At 62.8% G+C, this 16,250-nt stretch carries 15 protein-coding genes; 6 read left to right on the plus strand and 9 right to left on the minus strand.

All coding sequences use genetic code 11. The annotated features are described in order from the left end of the window. Positions 1–169: 169 nt before the first annotated feature. The 4 genes from LF599_RS03030 to LF599_RS03045 are packed head-to-tail and all read left to right on the plus strand — an operon-like array spanning position 170 to position 4,796. A complete protein-coding gene (locus LF599_RS03030) occupies positions 170–2,632 on the plus strand; it encodes a DMSO/selenate family reductase complex A subunit (protein WP_279522240.1) in 2,463 nt (820 codons plus the stop codon). A 10-nt stretch (positions 2,633–2,642) separates the two neighbouring features. Next, entirely contained in the window at positions 2,643–3,269 is a 627-nt protein-coding gene (locus LF599_RS03035; protein ID WP_269942789.1) for a 4Fe-4S dicluster domain-containing protein, read from the plus strand. A 2-nt stretch (positions 3,270–3,271) separates the two neighbouring features. After that, the gene (locus LF599_RS03040; RefSeq protein WP_269942790.1) at positions 3,272–4,057 is read left to right on the plus strand and encodes a DmsC/YnfH family molybdoenzyme membrane anchor subunit; all 786 of its coding nucleotides are present in this window, start codon (positions 3,272–3,274) and stop codon (positions 4,055–4,057) included. Positions 4,058–4,106: 49 nt separating this feature from the next. After that, positions 4,107–4,796, plus strand: coding sequence for a TorD/DmsD family molecular chaperone (locus LF599_RS03045; RefSeq protein ID WP_279522241.1), 690 nt, complete (start codon positions 4,107–4,109; stop codon positions 4,794–4,796). Between the two features lie 144 nt (positions 4,797–4,940). Here the strand turns inward: LF599_RS03045 and LF599_RS03050 are convergent, their stop codons facing one another. The 3 genes from LF599_RS03050 to corA all read right to left on the minus strand — a co-directional run bounded on the left by LF599_RS03050 (position 4,941) and on the right by corA (position 7,003). Beyond that, positions 4,941–5,543 (minus strand): YceI family protein, encoded by a 603-nt coding sequence (locus tag LF599_RS03050; RefSeq protein WP_279522242.1) that lies wholly within the window; start codon positions 5,541–5,543, stop codon positions 4,941–4,943. 90 nt (positions 5,544–5,633) lie between these two features. After that, the gene (locus LF599_RS03055) at positions 5,634–5,903 is read right to left on the minus strand and encodes a LapA family protein (protein ID WP_279522243.1); all 270 of its coding nucleotides are present in this window, start codon (positions 5,901–5,903) and stop codon (positions 5,634–5,636) included. A 35-nt stretch (positions 5,904–5,938) separates the two neighbouring features. Next, a complete protein-coding gene (corA, locus tag LF599_RS03060; RefSeq protein WP_279522244.1) occupies positions 5,939–7,003 on the minus strand; it encodes a magnesium/cobalt transporter CorA in 1,065 nt (354 codons plus the stop codon). A gap of 281 nt (positions 7,004–7,284) precedes the next feature. On the opposite strand from corA, the gene LF599_RS03065 reads away from it, so the two are divergent. After that, positions 7,285–7,464: a PLDc N-terminal domain-containing protein gene (locus LF599_RS03065; protein ID WP_269942796.1), complete on the plus strand. Its 180-nt coding sequence runs from the start codon at positions 7,285–7,287 to the stop codon at positions 7,462–7,464. A gap of 200 nt (positions 7,465–7,664) precedes the next feature. Here LF599_RS03065 and rimK read toward each other — a convergent pair whose 3' ends face one another. Both rimK and LF599_RS03075 read right to left on the minus strand, forming a co-directional pair. Next, positions 7,665–8,570 (minus strand): 30S ribosomal protein S6--L-glutamate ligase, encoded by a 906-nt coding sequence (rimK, locus tag LF599_RS03070; protein WP_269942797.1) that lies wholly within the window; start codon positions 8,568–8,570, stop codon positions 7,665–7,667. A 5-nt stretch (positions 8,571–8,575) separates the two neighbouring features. Continuing rightward, positions 8,576–9,058: an ATP-dependent zinc protease family protein gene (locus tag LF599_RS03075; RefSeq protein ID WP_279522245.1), complete on the minus strand. Its 483-nt coding sequence runs from the start codon at positions 9,056–9,058 to the stop codon at positions 8,576–8,578. Between the two features lie 276 nt (positions 9,059–9,334). Between LF599_RS03075 and LF599_RS03080 the strand changes: the two genes are divergently transcribed. Beyond that, positions 9,335–11,410 carry an ATP-binding protein gene (locus LF599_RS03080; protein WP_279522246.1) on the plus strand — a complete coding sequence of 692 codons (2,076 nt, stop codon included), beginning with the start codon at positions 9,335–9,337 and terminating at the stop codon, positions 11,408–11,410. Between the two features lie 34 nt (positions 11,411–11,444). Here LF599_RS03080 and LF599_RS03085 read toward each other — a convergent pair whose 3' ends face one another. From LF599_RS03085 to LF599_RS03100, 4 genes are all read right to left on the minus strand, one after another. Next, complete coding sequence (locus tag LF599_RS03085; RefSeq protein WP_279522247.1) at positions 11,445–12,647, minus strand: hybrid sensor histidine kinase/response regulator; 1,203 nt, start codon at positions 12,645–12,647, stop codon at positions 11,445–11,447. A 99-nt stretch (positions 12,648–12,746) separates the two neighbouring features. Further along, positions 12,747–13,730: an ABC transporter permease gene (locus LF599_RS03090; RefSeq protein ID WP_279522248.1), complete on the minus strand. Its 984-nt coding sequence runs from the start codon at positions 13,728–13,730 to the stop codon at positions 12,747–12,749. Next, positions 13,731–14,774, minus strand: coding sequence for an ABC transporter permease (locus tag LF599_RS03095; RefSeq protein WP_279522249.1), 1,044 nt, complete (start codon positions 14,772–14,774; stop codon positions 13,731–13,733). Next, positions 14,771–16,249 carry an ATP-binding cassette domain-containing protein gene (locus LF599_RS03100; RefSeq protein ID WP_279522250.1) on the minus strand — a complete coding sequence of 493 codons (1,479 nt, stop codon included), beginning with the start codon at positions 16,247–16,249 and terminating at the stop codon, positions 14,771–14,773. Before LF599_RS03100 ends, LF599_RS03095 begins: the two co-directional genes overlap by 4 nt. Between the last annotated feature and the right edge of the window lies 1 nt (position 16,250).

Genomic DNA, 16,250 nt, shown 5'->3' on the forward strand with positions numbered 1-16,250 from the left:
AATTATATGAATATATACGAAAATAGACATAATCCTATAACCGGCAATGTGATAATGATATCTAGTAAGATATTGAGTGCAACCTTGTAATGCGGCCTGTCGGTGGTGTCGGCTTTGCAGGAAACGATGCCGTTGGTTGTGCCGCGCTTTCTACTGAGGAGAGTAGCATATGACACAAAAGAAAAAGAGCACTGTTGCTTTCAGTCCCGAGCGGCGAAGCATCCTGAAGCTCGGCGCGCTATCCTGCGCGGCTGGAGCGGCAGGGGGATCGTTGCTGGGCCTGAATCATCTGTTCCAGCCTTCCGAAGCGCAGGCTTTCGAAGTCCCGGCGCTCCCCGAAGATCCGTTCATTTTCACGACATGCGTGAACAACTGTGGCAACACATGCGTGTTGAAGGCCTTTGTCAGGAATGACAAGGTGATCCGCGTTGAGACGGACGACAGCGTGGAGGACGATTGGGAAAACGGCGTTTTCCAGGTGCGCGCCTGTCCACGCGGCCGTTCCATGCGGCGGCACATGTATTCGCCCGACCGGCTGAAGACGCCGCTCAAGCGGATCGGCAAGCGCGGCGAGGGAAAATTCGAGCCTGTATCCTGGGACGAGGCCCTGGATATCGTGGCCGCGAGTTTGAAACACTGCGTCAAGAATTACGGAAACGCGTCCGTCTACAGCCATTACGCCAGCGGCGTCATCACCGGACCCATGACCCGGCGTGAGAACTTCTGGCGTCTCATGAACTGTCTCGGGGGCTTCTCCCTCGGATACTCCGACTACAGCTCTGCCCAGAACCAGGCGGGATTGCGGTACCTCTACGGCAAGGCCGGATACTCGGGTAACGCCATATCGGACATCGCCCACACCAAGCTGGCCGTGTTCTTCGGCGCGAACCTGAGCGAAACCCGGTCCAGCGGCGGCGGGTTGCAGTATGAGATTCTGGAGGCCAAGAAAAAGGGCAACACCCGGATCATCATCATCGACCCCCGCTACACCGACACCTGCGTGACCGTCGCCGACGAATGGATTCCCATCCGTCCCGGCACCGATGCCGCCCTGGCTTCGGCCCTGGCCTACGTATTGATTACGGAAGAGATGATCGACAGGGAGTACCTGGACACCCATTGCGTGGGATTCGACGCCTCGACCCTTCCCGAGGATGCGCCCGAGCACTCCTCCTACTCCGATTACATCCTGGGCACGGGATTCGACATGGTTGCCAAGACCCCGGAATGGGCGGCCGCCATCTCGGGCGTTCCCGCTGCCAGAATATACAAGCTGGCCCGCGAGATCGGCCAGACCAAGCCGTGCTACATCATGCAGGGCTGGGGCATTCAGCGTCAGGCGGCGGGCGAGATGAACGTCATGGCCGTGGCCGCGTTGGCCAACCTGACCGGCAACGTCGGCATCCGGGGCGGCAACAACGGCGACCTGGACGCCTACCATCAGAGCAAGACTCCGCGCCTGCCCGTGGGCAACAACGGCGTGAAGACCCGTTTCCCGGTTTTCATGTGGCTCAAGGCCGTGGAGAACGGCAAGAACATGACCGCGGATCAGGACGGCATCATCGGCGGCGATCGGTATCCCGCCGACATCAAGTTCATTTGGAACTACGCGGGGAACACCATCATCAACCAGCATTCCGAGATCGCCGAGACCGAGCGCGTGCTCTCCGACGAGACCAAATGCGAGATGATCGTGGTCATGGACACCCATATGACCGCGACCGCCAAATGGGCCGACATCGTCCTGCCGAGCTGCATGTATCCGGAGCAGACGGACATCGTGGGGCCGAGCTATGCCATGAACACGGACTGGGCGCTGCTCACCGAAGCGGTGAAGCCCTTCTTCGAATCCCGCCCCGTCTATGACGTTTGCGTTGACCTGGCCCGCCGGCTGGGCGTGGAGAAGGAATTCACCGAAGGCCGCGACCGGGAGGAATGGATCGAATATCTCTACCAGACCGGCACCCGCAAGACCTTCCCGGAAATGCCCGCGACCGTGGCCGAAGCGCGCAAGGCGGGCGTTCATTTCCGCGCCAAGAGCAGGGACTTCCCGGTTCCTTTCGCCGACTTCCGCCAGGACCCGGTTACGCATCCCCTGAAGACCCCGTCGGGCAAGGTGGAGCTGTATTCCGCGGCATTGCGTACTCTCTCGCGGAAGCGGAAGGTCGACAGCTCCGTGCTGGGCGACGTCATTCCGTTTGTGCCGCAGTACGTGGCGACCTGGGATGGCTGCGAGGACATGCAGACCAAGGAAAAGTACCCGCTTCAGCTCATCGGTTTCCACTACAAGGGCCGGACGCACTCCCACTACGCCAACGTTGACTGGCTTCTGGAGGTGCTGCCGCAGACCATGTGGATCAATCCCGTCGATGCCGAACGGCGGGGCATCAGGCATAACGATCCTGTCCGGGTATTCAACGACCGGGGCGAGGTGCGCATTCGGGCCAAGGTGACCCCGCGCATCATCCCCGGCGTCGTCGCCATGGGACAGGGCGCCTGGTACAAGCCGCTCTCCGCGGACAGCAAGGTGGACGTCGGAGGATGCATCAACACCCTGACCAAGTACAGGCCCACTGCCATCGGCAAGGCCAATCCGCAGCACACCAACCTTGTCCAGGTGGACCGGATATAAGGAGGCGACCGTGATTGATCTAAACCAAGAACTCGCGTTCGTATTTGACGCTTCCCGGTGCAACGGGTGCAAGGCGTGCATGATCGCCTGCAAGGACAAACACGATCTGCCAGTGGGCGTATTGTGGCGCAAGGTGCTTGAATGCGCTTCCGGAGATTGGGCGGAGGAGCCCGACGGCTCGTACACGCAAAACGTGCTCGCCTATTACGTCTCCGTGTCGTGCAATCATTGCGAAAACCCCGTTTGCGTAACGGTCTGCCCCACGGGTGCGATGCAGGTCGTGGAAAACGGCATCGTGGCCATCGATCCGGACCGCTGCATCGCCTGCGGCAACTGTCAGTGGAACTGCCCCTATTCGGCCCCGGTCCTGGACCGCGTGAAAAAGCATATGACCAAGTGCGACATGTGCCGCGACTTCCTGGCCCAGGGCAAGCTCCCGGCCTGCGTGGCGGCATGTCCCAGCCGGGCTTTGGACGTGGCTCCGCGCAAGGAGGCCGTCGCCCGGCTCGGGCGGGCCGATGTCGCGCCGTTGCCTTCCGAAAAACTCACTGAACCCAACCTGTGCCTGATAAAGCACCGCGACAGCCTGTCGGTGCGCAAGTCGGCCGCCGTGTTGGCCAACAGAGAGGAGTTCTAGCCATGACATACGAATATCCTCTTGTCTTCTTCACCGTGTTCGGACAGCTCTCCGCCGGTATCGCGCTCCTCGTCTGGCTGACTGGACTGCGCAAACATCCGGCCGAAGAACGGCTGGCCTGGCTGGTCGCGCTGGCGGCCCTTGCCGTGTCCGGCCTGAGCGCCGCGCTGCATCTTCAATCCTACCTGCCTGCGGCCTTCGCCCTGTCGAACGTGGGGTCCTCGTGGCTTTCGCGTGAGATTCTCATGGGCGTGGTCTTCTTTGTCCTGATCGGGCTGCGCGTCTTCAACGTGCTTCCGGCCGGGCTCAATTGGCTTGTGGGTATTGGCGGCGTGGCCTTTGTCCTGGTCATGAGCCAGATATACGTCCAGAACGCGTCCGTGCCGCTGTGGAATTCCTGGGGAACGGCCCTGGCCTTCCTGGGAACCATGCTCCTTCTGGGAGGAACCGCGGCCCTGGCCCTGGCTCCCGAAGGATGGGGACGGTCCGCCGTGGCCGCCAGCGTGAGCGCGGCGGTGGCGGGAGCGCTGCTCGCCCTCTCCCTGCCCGCCTTCTGGCTGGGCGGCATGATGGCCCCGCTCAATCCCGTGATGCTGGGCGTCTTCGCCTCGGCGGCGATTTGCGTCACGCTGACGCAGGCCGCCTGTTACGCGGTGGGCGGCGCCCTGGCCGCCTATGGCGTCCCCGGCAGGCGCGGGCTTGTCCGGATCGGGTTTGTTGTTGTGCTCGTCGGAGCGGTGGTCGGCCGTATGCTCTTCTATGCGGCCAACATCGGGATGTTGAGCTAGAATGTTGAATGCCGGCCGTTGCGACGGCGGCGCAAGGAGTATGAAACACATGCCGTCAGTTGAACGACATGCCGGTCAAACGTCCGTTGCGGACGCCAATGGAACGACGGCGCTGGGGTCCTTTCTCCGGTTCGTCGGCGTGGCCTGCAACGGATTCAATATCATCGCCGGAGAGTCCGGCAGACCCGTCCTGGTTCAGGCGGGAAGTCTGTCGGGCTCCTGGCGGGCTTTCTTTGAAAACGCCGGTCTCGACGCCCCCGTGGAGGCGTTGGGGAAGGACATCCGCGTCCTTCTGGAAGATGAGGACGAGCTTGCGAGAACCCTTGGCGAGTTCAATGCCTTGTTCCGGGTTCCCGAACTGCCCGTGCCCTTGTGGGAATCCGTGTGGCTTTCCAGTGAGAAGATTCTTTTCACCGAGGAGAGTTTCGCGGTTCGCGACTGGTACGCCCGCTTTCAGTGGGAGATCAACAAGGTCGGATACGAGGCCGAGGATCACATCGGTTTCGAGTCGGCCTTTTGCGGCTGGCTTTTCGACGCCGCCGTGAACGGCGAAGGGCTCGCTCGGGACGGGCATCCGCAACCGGCTCAGTCCGATGTGCGGGCATTCCTGGATGAGCACTTCACCCGTTGGGCTCCGGAATGCTTCCGGCAACTCGCCGATGCGGCCGAGACGCCTTTCTGGGCGCATTTGTTGACCTCGGCCGCGCTGTTGTCCGGGGCATTGGCGGAAGACATCTGACGGCGAGGTCCCGTTGAAGGCGCGACGGAAATTCCGCTAGCCTCGGTTTCTGCATGAAACCCCACGGGTTCGACGGGAACGGCGCGGTAATGAATAAACAAGAAGGCCCCGGACGTGCTTGCGTCCGGGGCCTTTCCCGTCAGGTTATTTGGCCTTGATGGCTTCGAGGTCCACGGCGATGTGTACGGTGTTGCCGACCATGAAGCCGCCTCCGTCGAGAGGGGCGTTCCAGTCCACCCCGTAGTCGCGGCGGTCGATGGAGAACTCGGCGGCCGCGCCCAGCCGGGTGTTGCCCCAGGGATCGGCGCGAGGCGAGTCGAGGCCGGTGACCACGAGGTTCACCTCTCGGGACGCGCCCTTGATGGTCAGGACGCCGGAAACGGCGTAACCGTCGTCAACGGGGTAGACCCGGGTGCTTTTGAAGGTCATGACCGGATGGATCTTCGCGGCGAAGAAGTCGCTGCTCTTGAGATGTGCGTCGCGTGCCTCGACGCCCGTGTCGATGCTGTCCACGTCGATGGTGATGTCGATGGATTTCGGCTTGTCCGCGTCGAACTCGATGTTTCCGCTGACGGCCGGGAACATGCCGCGTACCTGGGCGATCGTCAGGTGGCGGATGGAAAAGTGGGCCGCGGAGTGGTCCGGGTCCACCTTCCAGGTTTCAGCTCCGGCCGTGGCGGCCAGGCCGAGGACCAGCAGCAGGGCCGCCGGGATGCGGAAAATGGTGAAGAGCGACTTCTGTTTCATGGCGGGTATCCTCGCGATTTGTTTCCGTTTCGCTTGTGTTGGCCGCTCCCTGAACGACATCGGGCGCGACGGGCGTTATGCCGGGCCGTCTCAGGAATACTGCGGCGGCATGGTCTTCGACTTCTTTCCCCTCGCGCAGAATCGGTAGGTCAGGAAGGCGCCCAGAGCGGCACCGACGAACAGCGTACCGAGGAGGAGCAGGATGCGCGAAGTGGTGAAGGTGAGCCAGAGGAACGATACCTGGGTCTGCTCGGTGTTCTGGAGCAGAAAGACGATCCACAACACGACCAGCGTGATGATGGCTCCCAGGCGGATCTTCCGCCAGGTGATCGTTTTGGTCTGCGTTTGGCTCTGATTCATTGGGGTATTGGTGTTGTCCATGCGAAGTCTCCTTTTCAGATCCATTTGCGTTTTTTGAAGTAGACGAGCAGGCCCACGGCCACGGCGGCCATGCAGCCGAGGAGGATGAAGTAGCCGTAATGGTACTTCAATTCGGGCATGAATTCGAAGTTCATGCCGTACAGGCTCGCCAGGAAAGAAAGCGGGATGAAGATGGTGGCGAAGATCGTCAGGAACTTCATCACGTCGTTGAGGCGGTTGGCCACGGCCATGTTGTAGCTGTTCAGGTGGTCGTTGAGCATCTCGCGGTAGGTCTCCACGGCCTCGGAGACCTGTTCGGCCATGTCGTTCAGGTCGCGCAGGTACGGGAGCATGTCCGCGTCGAGGAGAGGACTGTCGGCCCTGGCCAGCTTGAGCGCGATCTCCCGAATCGGGCGAACGGCCTTGCGCGCGTAGGCCATCTCGCGGCGGCAGCTGTTGATTTCTTCGAGCAGCTCGGGTGAGGGGGCGTCGAGGACTTCCCCGTCAAAGGCTTCGATGCGTTCGCCCATGATTTCGATGACCTGGAGGTAGTTTTCAAATACGCAATCGAGCAGGGCGTAGAGCAGGTAGCCCGCGCCGTGCTGCCGGAGCTTGCCGGACTGCCTGCGGATGCGCTCGCGCACGGGCTCGAATACGAGGCCGGGCCGTTCCTGGAAAGTCACCAGGCAACGGCCGATGAGCGCGCAGGAGAGCTGCTCGGACACGATCCGGTCGCGGTCCTCGCTGAAGGAGAGCATTCGGAGCGTGATGAAGACCAGGTCCGGGTATTCTTCCATCTTGGGCCGGTGCCCGGTATCGACGATGTCTTCCAGCAGGAGCGGGGGAATGGAGTATGCCGCGCCCACCCGGCTTATGACCTCGGGCACGTGCAGGCCGTCCACGTTGAGCCAGGTGACGCCGGGACCGTCCGGGCAGGGGGCAAGGCCGTCCGAATCTTCGATGTGTTCGTCGCGCAGGTTCTCCCCGTCGTATTCGATGATCCGAAGCCTGGGGGCGTCGGTTTTTTGCGAGCCGACGAAGATGAGCGATCCCGGCGGCTTGCCAGCCGTCTTGTCGTCTCGTTTGAGAAATCTGGCCATGGGCTCCTCGGGGTTTCCCTCCATGCATGCGTGGGAAGCCGTGTATGCTTTCCATGCCGATGATTCAGACCATTATATAACGTATCGGCAACGGATGAAACCGTTTTTGCGCCGGAAAAGACGCGGAACGAGCGGGAGGGCGCGTCGGGAGCGGGGAGGCCGCCGCGCAAGGAATTGTCGGAATCGGGAAAAACGTGTTAACGTCGGAACCAGCCGTCCTGCTGGGAGCGGCCTGGACAGGGCGGCGTCACAAGATGGGTTCCAACGAAAGGGAGCGACGTATGGGTATTGAAATCGGCGGGTTGCTCGGGCTGGTCATTCTCGTGCTGGACGTGTGGGCGTTCGTCAAGATTGTCCAGAGTTCGGCTGGCACCGGCTCCAAGGTGCTTTGGATCATTCTGGTGCTGCTGTTCCCTGTCCTGGGGTTCCTGTTCTGGCTTCTGTTGGGGCCGAAAGGCTGATTCGCGGGCGGCGTGCCTGCGGTCGGCGCGTTGCTTCGGCGTCCATGACCATTCCCGGATATTCGCCCATCGAGAGCCGGGTCCGGCGGGGGATGTCGAACCCGGTGTGCATGACGGCGTCGCTTTTTTAGACCGGGGCCCGCCGCCGATGGTCACGGAACCTCCGGGCATGATCCGGCCCGGGCCTTATCGCGCGGCGTCTAGCCCTTGCCGCGCGTCTTGGTCTTGCCGGGCTTGGCGTTCTTCTCGATAAACTCGATGATCTTGTCCGCGATGTCGATGCCCGTGGCCTTTTCGATGCCCTCCAGGCCGGGGGAAGAGTTGACCTCCATGACCACCGGACCGTGGTTGGAGCGGAGCAGGTCCACGCCGCAGACGTTCAGGCCCATGATGCGGGCCGCCCGAACGGCGGTGGAGCGTTCTTCCGGGGTGATCTTGATGGGCTCCGCAGCGCCGCCGCGATGGATGTTGGAGCGAAACTCGCCCTTGCCCGCGGTGCGCCGCATGGCCGCGACGACCTTGCCGCCCACCACCAGGCAGCGAATATCCGACCCCTTGGATTCCTTGATGTATTCCTGAACCAGAATGTTGGCGTTGAGCCCCTGAAAAGCCTGGATGACGCTTTCGGCCGCGTGCCTGGTCTCGGCAAGGACCACGCCTATGCCCTGGGTGCCCTCCAGCAGCTTGACCACAAGCGGCGCGCCGCCCACCAGATCGATGAGGTCGCCGGTGAACTTGGTGGAGCTGGCGAAGCCGGTGACCGGCAGCCCGATGCCCTTGCGCGAGAGCAGTTGGAGACTGCGCAGCTTGTCGCGGGAGCGGGTGATGGCGATGGATTCATTCAGGCTGTACACGCCCATCATTTCGAACTGGCGCACCACGGCGCAGCCGAAGAAGGTGATGGACGCGCCGATGCGCGGGATGACCGCGTCCACATCGTCCACCTGCTCGCCCTTGTAGTGTATGGAAGGGTTGTGGGAGGTGATGTTCATGTAGCAGCGCAGGGGATTGACGACCTCTACCCTGTGGCCGCGAGCCTTTCCTGCGTCGACCAGTGCCTGGGTGGAATACAGGCTGGCCTTGCGCGAGAGGATGACGATTTTCATGGAGGCTAATCACCTTTCTTCCGTTTGGAGTACGCTCGTTTCGCGACGGCGTTTCCTGCCTGCATGGACAGGGACGGATCGACCAGAAGCCGTCCGGACATGGCGTTGCGTCCGAGAAGCATCCTGAATCGCATTTCGTCCCGATTGGTCAGGGTCAGTTCAATAGGCCAGGACCGTCCGGCCAGAAGCAGGGGGGTCGCTATGACATGACGCCTCTGGCTTTGTCCACCCGAATTGGTGACATTCCTGCAGTCCACCAGCGGGGCCGAGCACGGAATGACGAGGTCGTCGTTCCCCTGCAGGGGGTGGACGTTGAAGGACACGCAACGGATGCCGTCCCGTTCGAAGGGAACGATGTCGAAGGCGTGCAGTGCGGAGGTCCTGGCCCCGGTGTCCACCTTGACCTTGATGGCGGGCACGTTCAGGTCGGGCAGGGATATCCATTCCCGCCAGCCGATGATCATCTTCGGTTCTTTCGGTCTTTTCATATGTCCCTTTTCGATGGTCGTCCCGACGGGGCCGCCGGGCTCGGGATGGTCGTGCGGCCACGCGCGCGGGCGCGGCCTCGGAGCGAATGGCCGTCCCGTCCGCTCCGGGCGTTTTATAGCATATTTCACCGGAGCGGGTAATGGGGCCGCCTGTAGGAAATCCTGGACGGAACATGTCAGGATTCTAATCGGATTCCGCACCTTTTGTTTTCGTGCTACTGGCGATTAATGGCGGTTTTTTAGCAATCAACGGGGCGCAGCTATCCGGAGGAAGATTTGAAATACGCGACCTTGGATGCGTGCAGACAGCGTATCGCCGACCTTGAGGCCGAACTGGAGCGGACCAAGGGGCGGCTTGAGACCGTTGTGAAGGCCCCGGTCCGGTCCGGAGGCGACAGCTTGTCCGGCATCGACTTCGGGGCGGACATGGCGCATTTGCGCGCCCTTGTGGAGGCCATCCCTGAACTGGTCTGGGTCAAGGACCCCGATGGAGTCTACCTTTTCTGCAATCGCCGTTTCGAGCGTTTCTACGGGGCCGGGGAAGCGGACATCGTCGGACGGACGGATTACGATTTCGTGGACGTTGCGCTGGCCGACTCCGTTCGTTTGCTGGACCGCAAGACCATTGCTTCGGGCGTTCCCTGCATCAACGAGGAGCGTGGCGTCTACCGGGACGACAGCCCTGAGGAGTGTCTGGAGACCGTCAGGACGCCGCTGTACGACTCGGACGGCACGTTTCTCGGCGTGCTCGGGGTGGCCCGGGACATCACCGGGCGCAAGCGGTTCGCGGACGTCCTCCGGGATAGCGAACAGCGCCATCGGGTCATCTTTGAGAACTCCCCCCTGGGCATGATACGGTTCGGCGGGGATGGCAGAATACTGGATTGCAACAGCCGGTTCGTGAAGATGATGGGCTCCGCCAGAAAGGACATTGTCGGGGCCGATCTCCTGCGCGGGGGCAATCCGAAAATGGGCCGCGCCCTGGAAACGGCCATGGCCGGGCGTCCGTCCTCCTGCGACGATTATTTCGTTCCGGACACGGGCGGTCCGGAGATGTTCCTGCATGTTCAGTTCAACCCCGTCGTTCCGGGCCGGTCGCCCACTGAGGTCATCGCCACGGTGGAGGACTTCAGCGAACGCAAGCAGGACCAGGACACCCTGCAAACGGCCAAGGAACAGGCCGAAGCCTTCAGCCGCTCCAAGACGGAATTCCTCGCCAACATGAGCCACGAGATCAGGACGCCGCTCAACGGAATCATGGGGATGCTCCAGCTCATTCAGTCAACCGGGCTGGACAAGGAGCAGTCCGAGTACACGCGGGCTGCCCTGCAATCCGCGCGGAGGCTGATGAACCTTTTGACCGACATCCTGGACCTGTCCAGGGTGGAGGCGGGCAAGCTGGCGGTACGCAACGCTCCCTTCGATCTGGTGGAGACCTGCGAGCAGGTCTGCGACCTGTTCAGGCTCCCCTCGGCCCAGTCCGGGGTGGACATGGTCTGCGAGCTGGGCGCGGATGTCCCCCGGCGCGCGGTCGGGGACGCCGTCCGGCTTCAGCAGATTTTGACCAACCTGCTTGGCAACGCCTTCAAGTTCACCGACTCCGGGCGCATCTCCATGGCCGCGCACCGGCTTCCCGACCTTCCGTCGGGCGGCTACCGAATCCTTTTTTACGTGTCCGACACCGGAGCGGGGATACCCGACGGCAAGGTCAGCACCCTGTTCGACGCGTTTACCCAGGTCTCCCGAGGCTACACGCGCCGGTATCAGGGGGCGGGGCTGGGGCTGTCCATCTGCCGCAATCTCGTCTCCCTCATGGGGGGAAACATGGCCATAGAGAGTGAAGAGGGAGTCGGCACCACGCTGTATGTCTCCCTGCCCTTCGAAGCCGCTCCGGCCACGCGTCCGTCCGTGGAGATCGCCCCCATGCGCCGGTGCGCGACCGGCCCGTTGTCCATCCTTCTGGCAGAGGACGAGCGGGTCAACAGTCTTGTCATCAAGCGTATTCTGGAGAAATCGGGGCATACCGTGACCGGCGTGGAGAACGGCGAGCAGGTTCTCGACGCCCTGCGCGGGGCGGCCTTTGATGTGATCCTCATGGACATTCAGATGCCGGTCATGGACGGGGTGGAGACCGCACTGGCCATTCGGGCCGGGCTGGCCGGGGAGGAGTGGACCGATATCCCCATCGTGGCCGTGACCGCCTACGCCATGGTCGGCGACCGGGAGAAGTTTCTCGCGGCCGGGATGGACGGCTATGTGGTCAAGCCGGTCGAGGTGGGAAAGCTGGAGCAGGCATTGGAGATCGCGCTTTCCGGCGGGGCACCGCAGGCGGCGGAAGGCGATTGTTTATAAGTCCTTTCCCCGGGGGGGCCGAGCCGGGCGGGGGTTAGGCCGCTCCGGTGACTTCCTCCTTCTTCCGATCAAGGAAGAAGGGCAGGGAAATGGAAAAGGCGCTGCCCTTGCCAACCGCGCTTTCCACCGTGATGCTGCCGCCAAGCTTTTCGATGAGATACTTGGAGATCGTCAGTCCCACGCCGGACCCGCTCAGTCGCTTGGTCATGACCTTTTCCCCGATTTCGAAGCTGTGGAAGATGGTCTCCAGGCGATCGGGGGGAATGCCGACGCCCGTGTCCGTGATCGTGAAGAGGATCATGACCCGGTCCGGTCCGGTTCCGGCAAAGCGCTCCGGGTCCCTGGATACGTCCAGGGTGACCTTTCCCCTTTCGGTGTACCGAAAGGCGTTGAGCAGGATGTTGTTCAGGGCCTGAGTGGTTTCCAACGGCGCGCCATAGAGAAAGTCCGGCACATCGCCATGGGCGACGAACTCGAATCCCACGCCCTTTCTCAGGGCATAGGCGTGGAACACGGCCGCCAATCGCGAAAGGGCCTTGGAAAAGTCGAAGTGCCTGAATTCGATCCGCACCGTATCGGATTCGAGCATGGTCAGGTCCAGAAGCTGGTCGAAGAGTCCCGCGAGCTGGGCGGCTCCATCGTGAAGGGGGCGGATCAGTTCCAGCCGTTCGGGATCGGTGTCGATTTCGAGCAGCAGGCTGGACAAGCCCATGATATGGTTGAGCGGCGTGCGCAGCTCGTGGCTGATGTTGGCCAGGAAGGCCGACTTCGCCCGGCTGGCTTCGTCCGCCTTTTCCTTGCTCTTTTCGAGTTCGAGGGTTCGCTGCCGGACCTTCTCTTCAAGCACGCGGTTTTGATTGTACAGGGCCAGATGGGTTTTGACGCGGGCCTGGACGATGGCCGGATTGACCGGCTTGGTGATGTAGTCCACGGCTCCGAGGGCAAGTCCCTTGGCCTCGTCCTCGCTCTGTGACCTGGCCGTGATGAAGATGATCGGTATTTGCGCGGTCCGTTTGTCGCTCTTGAGCCGTCTGCATACCTCATAGCCGTCCATCTCGGGCATCATGATGTCCAGGAGGATGATGTCGGGGAGCACGTTGCGGATGATGTCCAGCGCCGTGACTCCGTTGAGCGCCACCAAAAGTTTGTAATCGTCCTTGAGGACATCGACCAGGAGATCGATGTTCAGCCGGTTGTCGTCGACAACCAGGACGGTGGGGCGTTCGCTCGTGTCCATTGCGGCTCCATTGATTAAGGGGCTACCATCAATGAAATTACCGCATTTTCGACTGTGGAGCAAGGAAGTCTGTTTAATTCCCTTTTCGGGGTAGCGGGATCAGAGTCCTTTTTTGGGATTGAAGTCCTGGCCCAGCGCGGCAGGGGCCTCGATGGACCACCCCTTGGACAGGCTCTTGAGAAACGGGTGGCGGCGGATGATGTCCTGAATCCACCCCATGCGGCCCATGTTCACGGCCAGCAGGGTCAGGATCATCATGGGGAAGGGAGCCACCTGGAAGACCGGAGCCGGGATGGACGGGAAGATCTCTTGGAGGTGGATGCCGGACACCTGCAGGGCGGCGAAGAAAAACGCGCCGAGCGCGGTGCGCACCGGATGCCAGCCGCCGAAGATGACGATGGCCAGGGCGATCCAGCCCGCGCCTTCGCAGCCCTGGGGCCTGCCCCAGCCGGGCTTTACGGCCAGGGAGTACGCGCCTCCGGCGAGTCCCACCAGGGCCCCGCCCGCCAGGCAGTAGTACAGGCGCACCAGGCGAACCCGGATGCCGCGTCCAAAGGCCGCGCGGGGCGATTCGCCCACGGCGCGCAGCCGCATTCCGCCTTCTGTGCGGAACATCCACCACCAGCAGAAGACGATGGCCATGAGGCTCATGTAGACCACCGGGGATCGGGCACCGAAGATCAGGCCGACGAAGGGCACGTCGCTCATGCCGGGGATGGTCCACAGGCCGAGATCGGGGCCGGGCTGACGGGAAAAATTGTGGCCGAGGAAGTACGCCAGATCGCGGGAGAGCAGGGTCAGGATGAAGCCCACGGCGAGCTGTGACTGGCCGAGATAGATGCCGATGACGCCGAGTACGCCCGCAATTGCCGCACCGACCGCCGCGCCCGCCAGCATACCGAGCCAGGGGGAGTCGAAGGTGGCGGAACAGGCGAAGGCGGCCATGGCGGCCAGCAGGATGGAGCCGTCCAGCGAGAGGTTAACGATGCCAGCCTTTTCGGTCAGGGTCTCGCCGAGGGTGGCCAGGACCAGGGGCGCGCCGGCCATGAGAATGGCGGCGATGGTCAGGGCGAAGGTGTCCATTTAGTCCGCCTCCTTCCTTTGCTTGAGCCACAGCCTGAGTCCCTGCACGATGAACAGGGAAAGGACCATGATGCCCTGAATCACGCCGGACAGGGAGGAGTCCAGACCGAGTTGCAGGGGCAGTTGGATGGAGCCCACGTTGAGAATCGCGAAGAAAAGGCAGATGAACGGGACCAGGGAAAGCCGGAACGAGGCCATCATGCTCACCAGCAGGGCGGTGTAGCCGTAGCCCGAGGAGATGTTCGGCAACAGCCGGTGATACACGCCGAGGACCTGGACGGCCCCGGCGAGTCCGGCCAGCCCGCCGCAGAACATGAATGCCTGGAGCAGTCGGCGGTGCGGTCCCAGGGAGAACAGGGTGGCGGCCTTGGGGTTTTCGCCCACGGCGCGCAGCTTGAGCCCCCACTTGGTGCGGTGGAGCAGGATGTAGACCAGGGCGAGGGCGGCCACGGCCAGGGCGAGGCCCACCCAGCTTACCGACATGTTGGCGAGCCGGGGCAGCCACAGGGAAATGTCCAGAGGCTCGGTTCCGGACATGGAGGCCACGCCGGGCCGTTTCCATGGGCCGAAGATGAGCCACAGGGTCACGCCCAGGGCCACGAAGTTGAGGCCAAGGCCGGAAAAGATTTCATGTACCCGGCCGAAGACGCGCAGCAGTCCGGCCAGCAAGGCCCAGAACGCGCCGCCCGCCACGGATGCGGCCAGGGCCAGGGCGATGACCCAGGCGGAGCCGCCGTCGTCGAAGGGGCGCAGGGCCGCGGTGCAGAAGATGGCGCCCATGATGACCTGACCTTCCACGCCGATGTTCCACAGCCGGGCCGTGAACGGGATGAGCAAGCCTGCCGAGCACAGCGTCAGCGGAACCCATCCGGCGAGCACGCGGCCCACCTTGGACCAGGAACTCAGGCTGCCCTGGAACAGTACGTAGATGGTTTCGAAGGGCGGAGCCCCGGTGGGCAGGGCCACGATAACGGTCAGGGCCAGGGCCAGGAGCAGGGCAAGGATGAGCCAGCCGGTCTGGGTCAGGAGGGATTCGCGGTTCATGCCTCGGCCTCCTTGAGTTCGTCGTACCGCTTGCCCGCCATGAGAGCGCCGACCACCTCCATGGAGATGTCCTCGCCCTCGACCACGGCTGCCATGGCCCGGTCGTAAAAGACGATGACCCGATGGCTGTGCTCAAGCACTTCCTCCAGGTCAGGGGAGAAAAAGATCAATGTGGCCCCTTCGGCGCAACGCCGTTTCAGGTGGTTCCAGACCTGCCGGGCCGAACCGGCGTCCAGGCCGCGCGTGGGGTGTTCCATGAGCAGGAGCTTGGTCTCGTCGGGGATGAGCGAGAGCAGGAGACGCTGCTGGTTTCCGCCGGAAAGCTCCACGGCGTGAGTGTCGGGATGGGCCTGGAGGTTGAATTTGTCCACGCATTGGGAGTGGTAGAATTCGGTCAGGTCGCCGTGCCGGTCCGGAAAGGCCAGCGTGATGTGCTCCATGAGATTCAGGCCGGGGAACAGGGCGAGCGCGAGCCGGTCGGCGGGCACGAACTGTACCCCCGCCTTGCGCAGCCCGGCGAAATTGTTGGAGGCGTGGTTGACTCCGTCCAGGTCGAAGGAGCCGCCGGGCATACGGTCCAGGCCGCACAGGCCGCGCAGGAACAGTTCCTGGCCGGAGCCGTCGAGCCCGGCCAGTCCGATACACTCGCCCGGTCTGGCTGTGAAATTCAGTCCGCCCATGGAGTACTTGGGCCCGGCGAAGAGCACGTCGTGCATGGCCAGGCGGGGCTTGCCCGCGTCGGCGGGCAGCTCGGGCAGGGGCTCCACCTCGCCGTCGGCGGCCTCGCCGAACATGAGGGAGACCAGCTCCTTCTCGTCGTAGGGCGGGGTCAGGGTGCCGACCAGGGCTCCCTGGCGCATGATGAAGATGGAGTCGGCCATCTCGAAGGCTTCGGAAAGCTTGTGGGTGACGAGGACGATGGTGTGGCCTTCCTCGCGCGCCAGCTTCATGAGCAGGTCGAAGAGGTCCTGCTTCTGTTCCGGGGTGATGCCGGTGGTGGGCTCGTCCAGAATCAGGGTGGTGGCCCCCAGGTCGAGCAGGCGCAGCAGTTCGAGGAGCTGCCGCTCGCCCACGGTCAGGCTGGACACGGGCTCGTCGGGCAGGAAACAGGCGTCCAGGCGGTAGGAGAGTTCGCCGATGATGTCGACCACTTCCCGCTTGCTGCGCTTGGGCGCGCCGAGCTGGAAGTTCTCCCACACTGGCATTGCCGGGAAGTCCAGGGGGTCCTGGTAGAGCATCCCGACGCCCTTTTCGCGGGCCAGGGCCGGAGTCAGGTGGCTCAAGGTTTCCCCGTTGATGGTCAGTTGCCCGGAAGTGGGGCGCGTATGCCCCGCGAGGATGCGCATGAGCGTGGACTTGCCCGCGCCGTTTTCACCGACGAGAGCATAGATGCGGCCGGGTTCGAGGGTCAGGCTGATGCCGTCGTTGGCCCGAACCCGGCCGTAATGTTTATGTATGTCGTTGAGGACGATCATT

It is taken from the genome of Pseudodesulfovibrio thermohalotolerans (genome assembly GCF_021353295.2).
GTDB classification, from domain to species: Bacteria; Desulfobacterota; Desulfovibrionia; order Desulfovibrionales; family Desulfovibrionaceae; genus Pseudodesulfovibrio; species Pseudodesulfovibrio thermohalotolerans.